Origin of the sequence: Brevibacterium sp. NPDC056726 (genome assembly GCF_042790515.1) — a bacterium.
In the GTDB taxonomy this organism is placed as follows: Bacteria; Actinomycetota; Actinomycetes; order Actinomycetales; family Brevibacteriaceae; genus Brevibacterium; species Brevibacterium sanguinis.
In genome coordinates this window covers 323,378-338,857 of record NZ_JBHTYZ010000003.1, presented here as the reverse complement: position 1 = coordinate 338,857, position 15,480 = coordinate 323,378, and the positions used below count along the sequence as shown (strand labels likewise).

10 protein-coding genes are annotated in these 15,480 nt (G+C 69.3%); 2 read left to right on the top strand and 8 right to left on the bottom strand.

Annotated features, from left to right (window positions below):
• Positions 1-117: 117 nt before the first annotated feature.
• The 3 genes from tilS to dacB all read right to left on the bottom strand — a co-directional run bounded on the left by tilS (position 118) and on the right by dacB (position 3,863).
• Positions 118-1,041 (bottom strand): tRNA lysidine(34) synthetase TilS, encoded by a 924-nt coding sequence (tilS, locus tag ACFQ91_RS07815; RefSeq protein ID WP_232623855.1) that lies wholly within the window; start codon positions 1,039-1,041, stop codon positions 118-120.
• A 219-nt stretch (positions 1,042-1,260) separates the two neighbouring features.
• A complete protein-coding gene (locus ACFQ91_RS07810; protein WP_198500713.1) occupies positions 1,261-2,277 on the bottom strand; it encodes a zinc-dependent metalloprotease in 1,017 nt (338 codons plus the stop codon).
• A complete protein-coding gene (dacB, locus tag ACFQ91_RS07805) occupies positions 2,274-3,863 on the bottom strand; it encodes a D-alanyl-D-alanine carboxypeptidase/D-alanyl-D-alanine-endopeptidase (RefSeq protein WP_232623854.1) in 1,590 nt (529 codons plus the stop codon). The genes ACFQ91_RS07810 and dacB overlap by 4 nt, the downstream gene beginning before the upstream one ends.
• Before the next feature lie 147 nt (positions 3,864-4,010).
• On the opposite strand from dacB, the gene ACFQ91_RS07800 reads away from it, so the two are divergent.
• On the top strand, positions 4,011-4,499 hold the full coding sequence (locus ACFQ91_RS07800) for an inorganic diphosphatase (RefSeq protein ID WP_198500712.1): 489 nt from the start codon (positions 4,011-4,013) through the stop codon (positions 4,497-4,499).
• Positions 4,500-4,545: 46 nt separating this feature from the next.
• On the opposite strand, the gene ACFQ91_RS07795 is transcribed toward ACFQ91_RS07800, so the two are convergent.
• Genes ACFQ91_RS07795 through lysX form a run of 3 tightly spaced genes read right to left on the bottom strand, consistent with a single transcriptional unit; the run spans position 4,546 to position 9,432 of the window.
• Positions 4,546-5,526, bottom strand: a complete 981-nt coding sequence (locus tag ACFQ91_RS07795) for an alpha/beta fold hydrolase (RefSeq protein ID WP_198500711.1) — start codon at positions 5,524-5,526, stop codon at positions 4,546-4,548.
• A complete protein-coding gene (locus ACFQ91_RS07790) occupies positions 5,516-6,220 on the bottom strand; it encodes a DUF998 domain-containing protein (protein ID WP_198500710.1) in 705 nt (234 codons plus the stop codon). Before ACFQ91_RS07790 ends, ACFQ91_RS07795 begins: the two co-directional genes overlap by 11 nt.
• Before the next feature lie 2 nt (positions 6,221-6,222).
• Positions 6,223-9,432 carry a bifunctional lysylphosphatidylglycerol synthetase/lysine--tRNA ligase LysX gene (gene lysX, locus ACFQ91_RS07785; RefSeq protein WP_198500709.1) on the bottom strand — a complete coding sequence of 1,070 codons (3,210 nt, stop codon included), beginning with the start codon at positions 9,430-9,432 and terminating at the stop codon, positions 6,223-6,225.
• A gap of 184 nt (positions 9,433-9,616) precedes the next feature.
• Between lysX and ACFQ91_RS07780 the strand changes: the two genes are divergently transcribed.
• Positions 9,617-10,261, top strand: a complete 645-nt coding sequence (locus ACFQ91_RS07780; RefSeq protein ID WP_137824873.1) for a VOC family protein — start codon at positions 9,617-9,619, stop codon at positions 10,259-10,261.
• 316 nt (positions 10,262-10,577) lie between these two features.
• Here the strand turns inward: ACFQ91_RS07780 and ACFQ91_RS07775 are convergent, their stop codons facing one another.
• A complete protein-coding gene (locus ACFQ91_RS07775; protein WP_198500895.1) occupies positions 10,578-11,339 on the bottom strand; it encodes a CPBP family intramembrane glutamic endopeptidase in 762 nt (253 codons plus the stop codon).
• A 29-nt stretch (positions 11,340-11,368) separates the two neighbouring features.
• On the bottom strand, positions 11,369-15,058 hold the full coding sequence (locus ACFQ91_RS07770; RefSeq protein ID WP_198500708.1) for an efflux RND transporter permease subunit: 3,690 nt from the start codon (positions 15,056-15,058) through the stop codon (positions 11,369-11,371).
• Positions 15,059-15,480 lie beyond the last annotated feature (422 nt).

Below are 15,480 nucleotides of genomic sequence, written 5' to 3'. Positions count from 1 at the left end.
GGGTGGAGTGCCTGGTTGTGCGTGAAGCACGGGGCTATGCGTGAAGCTCGGCGTTGAGTGTGCGTGGGGCTCGGGGGTACCTGCGGACAGCGGCGGTCGACAGCAGAGGTACGGACGCTACGAGTCCGGGTGCTTGGCGGCGAAGCCGAAGCGCACGGTGCCGCGACTGACGACGACCTCCGTATCGCCCGGGAAGGACAGACGGCCCACCCGACCGGCCCCGGCATCCTCCCTGATGAGCGCCATGAGATCGCGGATCCGGGTCGACCCGAAGGACTGCGCGGGCACTCCGAGTGAGAGCAGCCACCCGCGCAGCACGCGGGAGAGGATCGCATCGGGATGATCGCCGAGGCGGTCGAGCGGAATCTCGGACGCTCCCCGGATCTCGGCGAGGACGTCCGCGGCGGCCGCGTCGAGAAAGTCCGCGTCGGCGCGGCAGAGCTCCGCCGTCCGGGCGAGATTGTCGGTGACCGGCTGGCCGAGCTCGGCCTCGAGCGTGCCGAGCAGACTGCGCACCCGCACCCTGGCGAATGCGGCATCGGCATTCATCGGGTCGTCCCACACGGCGATCCCCTGCGCCCGGCACGCGGCTTCGGTCGCGGCCCGGTCGATGTCGAGCAGGGGGCGCAGCACATGCCCTGACCGCACCGCCATGCCGGCCAGCGACCGAGTGCCCGAACCGCGGAGCAGTCCGAGGAGCACCGTCTCGGCCTGGTCGCTGCGGGTGTGGGCGGTGAGGATCCAGTCCGCGTCATGGGCTGTCCGAGCGGTCTCGAGCGCGGCATAGCGGGCGTCTCTCGCCGCGGCCTCGATGCCGTCGGCTCCGGGTGTGACGGTGACGGCGACGATCCTCGCGGGCACTCCCCACGACTCGGCGGTGCCCGCCACGGTCGCGGCCACCTCGGCGGATTCCGCCTGCAGGCCGTGGTCGACGGTGACGGCAAGCGCCTCGACCTCGCCGCGTCGATGGAGGAAGGCGCACGCGTGGAGCAGCGCCATCGAATCGGCACCCCCGGAGACCGCGACGATGAGACGCGGCACGGCTTCCGCGCGCGGTTGCCCGGAAAGATGCGACTCCCCGGAAGCCAGCGATTCGACAGATCGGCGTGACTCCCCGTCCGCTCGCGACCGCCCTCGATCCCCCGCATCTGCCAGCGTCGCGCGGACGGCGGCGCGGATCGCGGCACTCGCCGGGTCGAGCGTCGGCCGACGCCCCGGCTCACCCGCGTCGCCACTCACTCGAGTCACTCTCGCAGCCCCTCACCCGTGGACGCGGTCGAGCCACAGCCTCGGCGTCTGGATCTCCGGGGCCGTGGGCAGGTTCTCCGCGCTCGCGTAGACTGCGCCGAACCCGGACTGGCCGACCGCGGACCGGACCTCGCGGACGAACTTCGCTCCGTCCCGGTACTGCGCGAGCTTGAGGTTCATCCCCAGCAGATTCGAGAGGAACCCTCCCTGTCCGGCGTCCCGACGCGCCTCGAACCGGCGGCGCAGCTTGCGCACGCTGGGGATGACGCCGATGCCGACCTCGTCCATGACGACGTCGGCATGGCCTTCGAGCAGGCTGAGGATCGCCGAGGCGTCGGTGAGCGCCGTCTTCATCCCCTCGTTCGTGATGAGGTCGACCATGCTCGCCTGACCGCGGATGATGCGTCCGAAGGTGGCGAACACCTCGGCGACGGTCGACCACCCCGGAGTCGAGAGCGGGGTCGAGACGAACTGCGAGAGCAGCCCCCGCATGTGCTCGCGCAGCCACGGCGCGGTGGCGAACTGGACCTGGTGGGTGGCTTCGTGGAGGGCGACCCACATCCGGAAGTCCCGGGGGTCGACCTTCATCGCCTCTTCTGCGATGAGCACCGACGGGGCGATGAACATCAGCCGCCCGGACTCCCGGGCGAAGGGATCGAACTGGCCGAGCACGCGCGTCGAGAGCAGGGAGAGGACACTCGCCACCTCGACGGCTGCGGCCCGCTGCGAGGCCGGACCGGGGACCCCCGGCAGGGCGGTCACGTCGACCATCCCGTTGAGCGACTCGGCGTTCGCCTTGATCCAGCCGACCTGGTCGAGAACGAGCACGGATCCTGCTGCCAGGCGGGTGCGGACGTCGTCGGCGTGGTCCGGGGCCAGCAGGAACGAATCGACGACGAGGTCCTGCGCAGTCAGCGCATTGTCCTTCATCCCGCCGACGAGCTCCTCGAGTCTGCCCGCCGCCGGCGGTTTCGGAGCGGAGACGACCTCGCGGGCCGTGCGGACGGCGAAGTTCTCGTCGATGATCATGAGCACCCACAATCTGCCAGCGCGGACACGGCGTCGTCGACGGTCTTGCGGGCCTCGAGGATCTTCGCCCGGTCGACCCCGTCGATCTGGAGGCTGAAGACGAGGTAGCGGCCGTCGGCGTCGAGGACTCCCCCGGCCAGCGAGGTCACCGTCGACAGGGTTCCCGTCTTCGCGTGCACGACGCCCGCGGCATTCGGATCGTCGCCGAACCGGTCGGTGAGCGTGCCGGTCAGCCCGCCGACGGGGAAGTAGCTGATGAGGCTCGAGAGCGAGTCCTTGGCGACGACCGAGGCCTGGAGGACCGTCGTGAGATCGTGCGGACTGATCCGGTTGCCGTAGTCGAGTCCCGAGGTGTCGTAGAGCTGCGTCTGCCCGAGGTCGACGGTGTCCTCGAGTGCGGCGACGACGGCCTTCGGTCCGTTCTCGAGGCTGCCGGGCATGCCTTCGGCGATCGCGACCTCGTTGCCGAGCACCTCGGCGACGACGTTGTCACTGTGGACGAGGGCGTACTCGACGATCTCGGAGATCGTCGCCGATTCCACCGCTGCGAGCGTCGCGGGTTCCTCGGTGTTCGTCGCTGCCGCCGAGGTGTCCGTCGGGTTCGGTGTCGTCCCCGCAGTGTCCGCGGCGCTGGCGGCCGCCGGCTGATCGGTGACGGTGATCCCCGCGGTCTCAAGGGCGCTGCGGAACGCGGCGAGGGCATCCGCGGACGGGTTCTCGCTGCGGCCCCGCCACGCCGCAGACGGATCCCCGACGTACCCGCTGTCGACCATGAGCGGTTGGATCGGGGTGATGACGCCCTTGGCGATGTCCGCCCGCTCCCAGCTCGGGTTGAAGTCATTGCCCGGGTAGCGGCTCGTGTCCACGGCGAGCGCCACCTCGGTGACCTGCCGCTCCGTGAGCGCCGCCGCGGTCTCCTCCGCCAGGGTCGCCAGCCCCGCGTGGCCGTTGACGGCACCGGGCTGGGATTCGCCGGCGCCGAGGAGGGCGTCCCCACCGCCGACGAGCGTGACCGTCGACGTCGCCGGGTCGAAGGCGGTCGTCGTCGACAGTCGCTGCTCACCGCCGATGGCGAGCAGCGCGGCCGAGGCGGTGAGCACCTTCGTCACCGAGGCCGGTGTCCGCGCCCGGTTCTCGTCGGTGGCGAAGAGCACCTGGTCGGTCAGGGCGTCGCGGACCTCGACGCCGAAGCCCTTGACTTGCGCGTCGCCGAGGATGCGCTCGAGTTCGCTGCCGGCGTTCGTCGGGATCGGGGCGGAGTCGGTGAGCGCCGAGGCGGGGGCGGGTACGTCCTGTCCGGCGGCGACCGGCTGCGGCAGCGGGTCGACCTCGATCGCCGGTTCCGTGGTGAGGAAGCCGGGGACGACGTCGGCGGCGTCGGCGACCCCGTACCCGAGGGCACCGGCGAGGAGGACGCCTGCGGTGATGCCGGCGGCGAGCCGCTTGCCCGACCGCTTCCGCTCACCGCGTGAACCCGCACCGCCCGTGCCCGTCGATCCCGTGCTCGTCGAACCGGTGCCCGTCGAACCGGAACCTGCCCGCGGTTCCTCCTGGGGCTGAGAGTCCTGCGGCGTCGTGGGGGTCAAACGCGGGCTCCTGTTCGTGTCGTCGGGCACGTCCGCCCTCGCATCTGGTGCCGGTGCGGGGGCCGGCTGGGGAGGGTCAAGGCGTGTCGGCGGTGGGGACGCATAGGCACTATCCTAGTGATGCCACCCTAACGCGTAAGGAGCACTATGGAACTCTTGGCCACGATCGAGATCCCCCGCGGTTCGCGCAACAAGTACGAAGTCGACCATGAGACCGGCCGGGTCAAGCTCGACCGCTACCTCTTCACCTCGATGCAGTACCCCGCGGACTACGGCTTCATCGAGGACACCCTCGGCAACGACGGGGATCCCCTCGATGTGCTCGTGCTGCTCACCGAGCCCCTGTTCCCGGGTGTGCAGGTCGACGTCCGCCCGATCGGCATGTTCCAGATGGAGGACGAAGCCGGTGGCGACGACAAGGTTCTCGCCGTGCCCGCAGGCGATCCGCGCTGGGACTCCTACCAGGACATCGCCGATGTCAATCAGTTCACCCTCGACGAGATCGAGCACTTCTTCACCCGCTACAAGGACCTCGAGCCCGGCAAGTTCGTCAAGGGATCGAACTGGGTCGGCCGCGCCGAGGCCGAAGCCGAGGTCAACGCCTCGATCGAGCGCTTCAAGTCAAGCGACCACTGAGTCGGCGCTGACCGCGGCTTCAGCCCTTTCGAACTGAGCCCGCGGCTCAGTCCTTCGAACCGGCCCCTGCGGCGCGCGCCTCACGGCTGACCTCATCGACCGCCTCGACGATCACGTCGGGGCGGTCGATCATCATGAGGTGCCGGGAGTCGAGGACCTCCCGCTTCCGCAGATCCGCAAACGCCTGCCCGAGGATCCGCTCGCGCCGCAGGTTCGACAGCGGAGGTGCCTCGAGCGCCGAGGTGGGTGCGGCCACCGGGTCCGTCGACGTCCGCAGAGCTTGCAGGTCAGCCCCCTGGCTGCGGTAGCTCAGCCATTCCGCCAGGGAGGCCTTGAGGGTGTCGGGATCGGCGTAGGGGTCCTTGAATGCCGCCTGGTCGAGCGCGCGCCCCGACCCCGACTGCTTGGAGAATCCGCGGTGGGAGACCAGCGAGGCGAGCTGTCCGATCTCGATGCGCGTCGTCAGTGCTCCGAGGACGGGCAGCAGCGTCGCCCGGGAGAGCGCTCCGGCGCTGCCCCGGTACCGGTAGTCCTCGATCGAGGGGTCGACGAGGACGATGCCGGCCACGCGCTCCGGGTGCAGCCTGGCGAACGCCTCGGCGCGGAACGACGCCATCGAATGGGCGACGATGACGACCTCGTCGTGCTCGCCGATCGCCCGCTCCATCGCCGCGACCTCGGTGGCGAGGTCGGGCAGGACACCGGGCCAGGGCGTGCCCGCGAAGCCCGGACGGTCGATGGCGATGACCTCGCGGTCGGGCATCGCCTCGATGACCGGGGCCCAGCTCGCCGCCGCGATCGCGCAGCCGTTGAGCAGGAGCACCGGCAGGGCGGCGGGACCGGCGGCCCCGGGCCCGACGTCCCCTGCGGGCCGGCTGTCGTCGTGCGCCGGGAGTGCCGTGTCACGGTCGCCTGACTCCCCCACCGCGGCGGTCTCCCCAACCGAGGCGGTGCCCGGGCGCCGATAGACCGTGTACCCGTCGATGACGGTCGTCGCGAGATTTGCGAACCGGCTCTCAGCTGACACGGCTGTCCTCACCGGCGACCGCCTCGGCGCCCTTCTGCCCTGCCGTGCCGCGGTCGATGACGGCGACGTAGCCGAGGTGCGCGGCCCACGCGGCGATGAGGAGCACGGCGATGGCCTGGACGTAGCCCTGCCCGGTCCGCCACAGCGTCTCGATGACGACCGAGGACACATTCGTCGCGAAGAGGGCAGCGAGCATGATGACGACGCCGCGGGCGTACAACGTGCGCCCCCTCCCCTGCCGGCGCAGGGCGAGGTAGGCGAGCACCATGCTCGCCATGGCCCCGAACGCGACGAGGGAGGACGCGATCGTGTGGAGGAGGAAGTCGGGCCGCAGCGGGTTCGCGGTGTACTCGGCGTAGCAGACGTCGTCGAAGCTCTGCGCGCACGGCAGCGCGGCGATGGAATCGCCGATCGTGCCCAGACCCGTGACCGCCACGGCGACCGCCACCCAGACCGACATCCGCCCGAAGCGCGCCCGCCACCCCCGCACCCCGAGGCCCGCGATGAGGACCATGAGGGTCCCGGCGATCGCATCACCGGTGCGGAAGACCCACGAGTACGGCTGATCGGCCGCGGCGAGTTCGGAGACGTACCCGGCCAGCGGGTACGGCTGCGGGCTGAGCGCCAGCAGGACCCACGAGTCGTAGGACAGCAGGACGGCAGCGGCGAGGAGGACGGCAAGGGTGCGGCGCATGCTCAGTATCCGCGCGGTTTGGCCAGCGGGAAGGTGATCGTCGAGCGGATCGTCTGCTGCGTGAAGAGCATGACGAGCCGGTCGAGTCCCATCCCGAGCCCACCGGCCGGCGGCATGCCGTACTCGAGGGCCCGGAGGAAGTCCTCGTCGAGCTCCATCGCCTCGGGGTCGCCGCCGGCGGCGGCCAGCGACTGTGCGGTGAGCCGCTGCCGCTGGACGACGGGGTCGACGAGTTCGGAGTACGCGGTGCCGAGCTCTGAGCCGAAGATGATGAGGTCCCACTTCTCGGCGAGCATCGGGTCCGTCCGGTGCTGCCGGGTCAGCGGTGAGGTCTCGGCGGGGAAGTCCGTGTAGAAGGTCGGGGCGACCGTCTGGGACTCCGCGACCTCCTCGTAGATCTCCTGGAGCAGCATGCCCCACCCCCACTTCGGGTTGACGGTGACCCCGGCCTTCCGCGCCAGGGTGCGCAGCGCCTCGATCGAGGTGTCGGTCGTGACCTCCTCGCCCATCTTCTGCGAGACGACGTCGGTGAGCGAGATCGTCGTCCATTCGTCGGCGAGGTCGATCTCGTGTTCGACGCCGTCGACGGTCCCGCGCACGATCGTCGTCCCGAGCGATGCCTGGGCGGCGTTGATGACCATCGTGCGGGTGAGCTCGCGCATCGTGGTGTAGTCGCCGCCGGCCTGGTAGGCCTCGAGCATCGAGAACTCCGGGTTGTGGGTCGCGTCGACGCCCTCGTTGCGGAAGTTCCGGCCGATCTCGAACACCCGGTCGAAGCCGCCGACGAGGAGGCGCTTGAGGTAGAGCTCCGGGGCGATGCGGAGGTAGAGGTCGAGGTTGTAGGCGTTGATGTGGGTGAGGAACGGTCGCGCGTTCGCTCCGCCGTGGACGGTCTGGAGGATCGGGGTCTCGACCTCGAGGAAGTCACGCGACTGCAGGGTCTCCCTGATCGTCTGGAACGCGAGCGAGCGGACGACCATGAGGTCGCGCTGGCCGGTGTTCATCGTGAAGTCGAGGTAGCGCTGGCGCACCTTCGCCTCGGGGTCGGTCAGCCCCTCGTGGAGGCTCGGCCACGGGCGCAGCGACTTCGCCGTCATCGTCCACCCGGTGACGATGAACGACGGGGTGCCGGTGCGGGAGACGCCGTCGTAGCCGGTCATGGAGATCCGGTCACCGCGGGAGAGCCACGACTGCAGCTGGGAGAGCGATTCGGCGCCGAGGTTGTCCCGTTCGCAGACGAGCTGGACGTCGTGGCCCTGCGTGCGCAGGTCGAGGAAGACGACGCCGCCGTGGTCGCGGATGCCGAGCACCCGCCCGTCGATGACGGTGCCGGGCACGGCGTCGGCGGCCGCCTCGGCGGGATAGGGCTCGACCCCGGAAGCGAGCATCCGCTCGCGCACGTCGAGACGGTGGCGGACCTGATCGGGGATCCGGGACGCAGTGTCCGAGGCCGGCGCCGAGGCGGTGATCCCGAGCAGCGGGGCCGCTTCCTCGGGGGTGTAGATCGGCTGTTCGTGCTGGCCCTTGCCGAAGATCTTCGGCGGGGTGAGGAATCCCTCGGCGATGCTCACGGCGAGGCCGATGCGGGCGAGGTCCGAGCCCTCCGGGTAGCAGAGCATGCGGGGCACCCACGTCGGGTGGTACTTCTCGTTGGACCGGTAGAGGGACTCGAGCTGCCAGAACCGGGAGAGGTAGAGGAGGACGTTGCGCCACAGCCGCTTGATCGGACCGGCGCCGAGCTCCTTGCCCTGTTCGAACGCGGACCGGAAGACGGCGAAGTTGAGTGAGACCTCGGCGATCCCCTGATCGGGGGCCTCGCGCATGAGGCCGGCGACCATGAACTCGGTGACGCCGTTCTCCGCGAACGGGTGGCGACGCATGAGGTCGAGGGAGGCTCCCGAGCGGCCCCACGGCACGAAGCAGAGCAGTCCCGCCGTGGTCTCGGCCAGCGTTCCCGCGTCGGCGGGGAAGAGCGCTTCGACGACGAGCCCGTCGGCGTCGGCGGGGTCGCCGAAGCGTCCGAGCGCCATCGAGAAGCCGCGTTCGGTGTCCCCGTCACGCCATTCGTCCGCGAACCGGGAGAGGCCTGCGAGCTCGTCGGCGGGGATCTCTCCCTGCCGGCGGATGCGGAGCGTGTAGCCGAGGCCGGAGAGCTTCGAGACGGCCCGCTGCACCTCGGGCAGCGAGGAGAGGGTGAAGTCCTTCGTGTAGAGCACAGCCTCGTCGCCGACGTGGAGGACCTTGAGTCCGGCCTCGTGATAGGCCTGCGCACCCTGCTTCGAGGCGGCGAGGACGGCGGGCACCCAGCCGTAGGACTCGGCGTAGGCGACGAACGCACGGGCGGCACTCGCCCACTGCGAGGGCGGTCCGATCGGGTCGCTCGCGACGAGGCAGACGCCGGCCTGGACGCGGTAGGTGAGCACGCAGTCGTCGGCGAAGAACGCCGACCGGTCCCGCCGCGTCGAGAAGTAGCCGAGCGAGTCCGAGGGATGGTCGGCCAGGCCCTCGCGGACCTGGCGCTCCTGGTCGATGTCGATGCGCTCGGCGTCGCGCGAGGACCGCAGCAGGGTCCAGAAGGCGAGGATGATGCTCGCACCGGAACCGAAGCCGAAGAGGGTGATCATCCAGCTCGACGCGGTGTTCTGCCGGACGCCGAAGAGCTCGGCGAGGATCTGGCGGGCTTGGATCATCGTCAGGCCGCCGGTGACGTACTGGCAGGTCAGCACGATGAGCACGGTGAGGACGAGGCCGGCGGCGAGGACGACGAGCGCCTTGAGGAACCCGCGCGGCTGGGTCTTCGCGACGTACCACCGGCGGTAGACGAGGAGGGCGATGATGACGATCACCGGCACGGCGATGCCGGAGGCGAGGTCCCAGGCGAGGAGGTCGGGGGCGGTGAAGTACACCGCGATGACGATGAGGATGTAGAGGAGGAGGATGACGGCGAGGAACACGAGGAGGATCCACCACGCCAGGCGCTTGCGGATGTTCAGGGCGGCCGCGAGGAGGAAGAGGATGACCGAGGAGACGAAGTCGACCGGGGTGATCGGGACGATCCAGTCGAAGACGAAGCTGAGGACTCGGCCGAGCCAGCTGTCCTCGGGAGTGATGAGGTTGATGAGCATGAGCACGGCGAGGATGGTGAGCACGCGCGGCAGCCAGCGCACGAAGAACGGGGTGCCCTTCGCCGAGGAGATGTCTGAGGGGGGCATAGGGGGAATCCTTTCACACTGCTCCGACCTGGACCCTCAGGTGCGAGCCGCACCACATCACGCCTGTTGCCCAGGTCACATATGGTGTCACAGGAAAGCCCGCTTGCAGTGACGGACGACCGTGAGTTTTCAGATTAGGTTACCCTAATGAGAAGTGTGGGCCAGGGTGTGCAATTCTCGTGACATGAAACTCGACCATGTGTCCTTCGCCAGTGAACCTGACGGCTATCGAGCGACTGCCGAGCGCATCTCGGACCAGCTCGGAGTGGTTCCCTACGACGGCGGGGTGCATCCGCGTTTCGGTACTCGGAATCTCATCTTCCCGCTTGCGGGCGGCCATTACCTCGAAGTCGTCGAAGCCTTGGAGCACCCGGCCGCTCTCTCGACCCCCTTCGGCCAAGCTGTGCGGACGCGCTCCGAACTCGGCGGCGGCTGGATGGGCTGGTGCGTGTCCGTCGACGATCTCTCCGAGGTCGAGACGCGCCTCGAACGCAAGGCCGTCGACGGCAATCGCACGCCCGAGTCGGGAGAAGAGCTCAAGTGGCTGCAGATCGGAGTCAAGGGGCTCATCGCCGATCCCCAGCTGCCGTTCTTCATCAAGTGGTCCGCCGATTCGTCTCAGCACCCCTCCTCGTACAAGACCAACGAGGATGTCTCGATCGACACCCTCCAGATCGCGGGCGACCGTGACCGCCTGCGCGACTGGCTCGGCACCGACGATGCCAAGCCGATCCCGGAGATCCACATCGACTGGTCGGCCCCGCACGGCGCCCCCGGCATCATGTCGGTGACGTTCGAGACCGAGAAGAACGGCCTCGTCACGATCTGACCCGGGCGCTTCGGAACCGCCGCAGACTCAGCAGACGTTGAGAGAGGTCTGCCCGTCCCATAGTGCAGCCGCGCACAGCCCCCTTCGGGCCGTGCGCGGCTGTGTCATGTCCCCGCCGCGCTGCCTGTCCGGCTGCCCGTTTGCGGTCACATCGCCGAGGTGATTGCGCTGAATCGGCTCGAATCCCTCGGTTCTGTGATCACGAACGCGTCCTCAGACCGGGGTGGGGCCCCAGCGCCGATCGTCATTCAGCCGACGCGACGACCAGCCGACGCAACGGCGAACGCGAGGTGGATGCCGCAGGATCCGCGCCGGATCACCGAGGGTCGACGAGGGCGAGCACCCCGGGGGCGAGGAATCCGACGACGTCGATGAGGGTGTGGGCCCACACGAGCGGCATGAGTCGGCCGGTGCGCATGAAGAACCACCCGAAGATGATGCCCATCGCGAAGTTCCCGAGGAACGGCCCGATCCCCTGATAGAGGTGGTAGCTCGCGCGGAAGAGGGCGAGGGCGATGATGATCGTCCACGGCCGATAGCCGAGTTCCCGGAGACGCTCGGCGCCGAATCCGAAGAGGAGGACCTCTTCGAGGATCCCGTTCTTCGCCGCCGCGAGGATGAGCACGGGGATCGTCCACCAATGGTCGCCGAGGTTGGCTGGCTGCACCTCGGCGGTGATCCCGAGTGCCCTGCCGCCCGCGTAAATCCCCAGGGTCCCGATCCCGATGACGAGGAGGAGGCCCGCACCCTGAGCGAAGTCGCGGACTCGGTGCCCCTGGACGCCGAGGCGTTCGCTCAGGGGCCGCCGGTCGGAGTCGCGGGTGAGGAGGTAGAGGGCGAGCGCGACGGGGACGAGGGAGAACCCGATGTCGAGGAGCTGGTAGACGAGGTCGAAGAACGGCCGCGGATTGAGGGAGGTGTTGAGCTTCGCCTCGGCGTCGCTGATGGGGCCGCGGGTGATGATGTCGGCCAACCGCACGACCGCGTAGACCGCGGACTGGCCGAGGGAGAGGGCGGCGACGAGCCCGAGCTCGATCCACAGGCGCCTGCGCTCCCGCGGGTCGGTCGCGGTCTCCATGCTCACCGTCGTTCTCCTCCGTCTCGTTGTCAGTGCTTCGGTTCGTCGCGGCCCTCGGCGGGACCCGCCTGCGGACCCGCCTCGGACTCGGATCCAGTCGACGCTGCGTCTGTCGGCGCGGAACCGGTTGACGCTGACCCGCCGGACGTCGAGCCGGTCGATGGCGGACCGTCCGACGAGGACCCGGCCGGGGCGCCCACCGTCGCGGTCTCACGGTCGGCGGCGCGCGCCTCGGCGACGTCGAGGACCTGACCGCGGGCCATGTTCTTCACGTGCCGCTTCTCGGCCCGGCGCTCCTTGGCCCCTTCGAGGAGCAGGTAGAGGACGGGGACGAGGATGAGCGTGAGGATCGTCGAGCTGACGAGTCCGCCGATGACGACGATCGCGAGCGGCTTCGAGATGAACACGCCCCCGCCGGTGAGCCCGAGCGCCATCGGGACGAGCGCGAAGATCGTCGCCGCCGCGGTCATGAGGATCGGCCGGTAGCGCAGGCGCGCGCCGCCGACGATCGCCGGCCGCAGCTCGACCCCGCGGGCGCGGAAGTGGTTGATGAGGTCGATGAGGACGATCGCGTTCGTCACGACGATGCCGATGAGCATGAGCAGGCCGATCATCGCCGTGAGCCCCATCGCGGTGTCGGTGAGGAGGAGCAGCGCGATCGAACCGGTCGCCGCGAACGGGATCGAGACGAGGAGGATGAGCGGCTGGAGCAGCGACTTGAAGGTCGCGACCATGATGACGAAGACGATGAGGATCGCTGCGAGCATCGCCAGCCCCAGCTGGGAGAACGCGTCCTCCTGCTCCTCGGTGGCACCGCCGGTGTCGACGGTGACGCCGTCGGGGATGTCGACCTCGCCGAGCGCCGCCTGCACATCGGCGGACAGCGTGCCGAGGTCGTCTCCGGAGGGGGTGACCGACACCGTCGTCGAACGCTGACTGTTCGTGTGGCGGATGTTCGGTGCGGTCCTCACCTCGTTGACGTCGGCGACCTCGTCGAGTTCGATGTACTGCGGTTCGGCCGGCGCCGCCGCCCCGGTGCCTGCACCAGCATCGGTGCCAGCGCCCGCACCGGCTCCCGTTCCCGCTCCGGCGCCGGCTCCAGCTCCGGCACCACCGGGGGCGGTCGGCGTCTCGGGTGCGGCGGGGATCTCGAGGCTGCGCAGCTCGTCGACCGTCGTCGCCTCGCGGTCGAAGAGGAGGACGGAATGGGTGACGTCGTCGATGACGACGTCGCCGATCGTCTGCCCGCGCATCGCCCGCTGGACGTACTGGCCGATCGCCGCCTCGGTGAGGTTCTCCTCGGCGGCCCGCTCCGAGTCGATCGTGACCTCGATGACCGGTTGGACGGCCTCGACGTCGCTCGTCACGGACTGGGTGCCGGGCACCTGCTCGAGCCGGTCGGCGACGGTCTGCGTCGTCTCCTCGAGGACCTGCGTGTCGGTCGACGTCAGGGTGACGTCGATCGTCTGCGCACCCGGTGTCGAACTCTGATCTTCGACCTCGACCTGCCCCACGCCCTCGAGGGCGTCGAACGCGTTCTGCAGCTCGGTCGTGATCGACTGCGCCGAGACACCGTCCTTCGCGTTGACGATGTACGTGCCCGTCAGGCCCGAATCGTCGACGAAGCCGAAGTTCGACCCGCCGATCGACACCTGATAGGACTCGATGTTCTCATCACCGGCGAGGATGTCCTCGACCTGCCGCGCCTGGTCGGAGGCCTCGGTGAGGTCGGTGCCGGGTTCGAAGGTCTGGCTCACCTGCAGCTGCTCCTGGCCGGTGTCGCCGAAGAGCTCGGTCTTCAGCTGCGGCACCATGAATCCGGTGCCGACGAGGATGATGACCGCGGCGAGGATCATGATGACCGGATGCTTGGTGGAGAACGAGATCACCGGCATGTACGTCTTCTGCAGGCGCGTGACCGGGGAGTGGAGGGCGGCGAGTTCGTCGACCTCCGCCGCTTCGCGCCCCGCTGAGGCCGACGATGCCGACCCCGCGGCACCGGACGCGGAGACTCCCCCGGACCCTGACCTCGCCCGCGATCCCCCACCGACGGCTCCCGACCCCGCGGGCACGAGTCCGTCGTCGGTCTCGACGGCGCCGCCGGCGTCGTAGCGTCCGGCGGTGAGGATGCTCTGCTTCTTCGCCGCCTTGCGCGCCGCTCTCCGCTCGGTGCGCCACTGCCCGAGCATCTGCCTGCGGCTGCGGCGGATCTCCGCTTTCTCCTCCCGGGTGAGCTTGACGGTCGACTCCCGCTGCCGGAGGAACCAGTACGCGAGGACCGGCACGATCGTCAGCGCGACGAAGAGGCTCGAGAGCAGGGCGATCGTCGCGGTGAGCGCGAAGGGACGGAACATCTCCCCCGTCTGCCCGGTGACGAACGCGAGCGGGAGGAAGACGGCGACCGTCGTCAGGGTCGAGGCGGTGATGGCTCCGGCCACCTCGGCGACGGCGGCGAGGATGTTGGCGAACTTGTCACCGCCGGCGGCATGCCGACGACGGATCGCCTCGATGACGACGATCGAATCGTCGACGACGCGGCCGACGGAGATCGTCAGCGCACCGAGGGTGAGCATGTTGAGCGTCTCCCCGCCCATCCACAGGCCGATGAGGGCGATGAGGAGGGAGAGCGGGATCGAGATCGCGGTGATGATCGTCGCGCGCACGGACAGGAGGAAGACGAGGATGACGAGGACGGCGAAGATGAGGCCGAGCATGCCCTCGTTGAGCAGGTCCTCGATCGACTGCTCGATGAAGGGGGCCTGATCGAACGCGGAGACGAACTGCGTGTTGTCGCCCATCGTCCCCTCGAGGTCGGGCAGCCGCTCCGCCACCGCGTGGGAGACGTCGACGGTGTTCGCGTCGGATTCCTTCATCACCGACACCGACAGCGACGGCTGGCCGTTGGTCCGCGAGATCGATTCGACGGGAGCGTCGGCGATCGCGACATCGGCGACGTCGCCGAGTGTGATCGGTCCGTCGCTGCCGTTGATCGCGAGGTTCTCGATCGCTTCGACCGAGCGCACGCGGCTGCCGACCTCGACCGGTGCCGTGCCCTGGCTGCTGTTGAGGTCACCCGCCGAGGTGGGGATGCCGTTGGACTGGAGAAGCGAGGCGATCTCGTCGACGCTGGCGCCCTCGTCCTCGAGGTCGTCCTGGCGGATGCGGATGTCGACCTGCTTCGTCCGGGCCCCGGCGATCTGGACCTGGGAGACGCCGTCGACCTTCGACAGCTCGGGTTCGACGATGTCGTTGAGGTCAGCGGCGAGCCGGTCCTCATCGGCGTCCGAGGTCACCGACAGCGCGAGGACGGGGATGTCGTCGGTGCTCAGGGTCAGCACATTGGGTTCGACGCCCTCGGGCAGCTGCGACTGCACCTGGGACACGGCGCGCTGCAGGGTGCGGACGATGTCGTCGGAGTTCACCCCGTATTTCGTGCTCACGGTGATCGTCGACGACCCGGCTGAGGACACCGAGGTCATGTCCTCGACCTCGGAGAGCGGGGCGAGCGCTCCTTCGAGCGGGTCGGTGACTTCGGACTCGACCGCCTGCGGGGTCGCACCTTCGTACGTCGCGGTGACCGTGGCCTGCGGATTGTCGAGGGAGGGGAAGAGCTCCTGCTTGAGCGCTCCGGCCCCGATGACGCCGAAGATCACGGCGACGACGGAGATGAGTGCGATGAGCGCACGGTTCTTCAGACTCAGGCGGGTCAGAAAACTCACTCGTGGACTTTCTTCTCGGGAAGCCGACCGGAGCCGCGACATACGACACCACGGTCATCCTAGTGACCGGGACTGTGAGCTCGCCCGACGAGGTCGCCCGGCCCGCCGCGCCGACCCCGCGAATCCGCTCCGACGCCGTGAATCCGCACCGACGCCCCGAGTTCCCACCGACGCACTGAACCGACAAATACGCCGTTAGCGCAGAGCGTATTTGTCGGTTGAGGGCGTCGATGTCGATGGCGCCGCTAGTGAGGGTGGTGGTTGAGGGCGTATTTGTCGGGTGAGGGCGTCGGTGGCGCGACGACGCTGAGTCCCCGCCGACGCCGTCGACCAGCCCCTGCCGCACCAACGCCGTGAACCTGCACTGACGCCCTGAATTCCCACCGACGCACTGAACCGGCAAATACGCCCTTAGTGCAGGG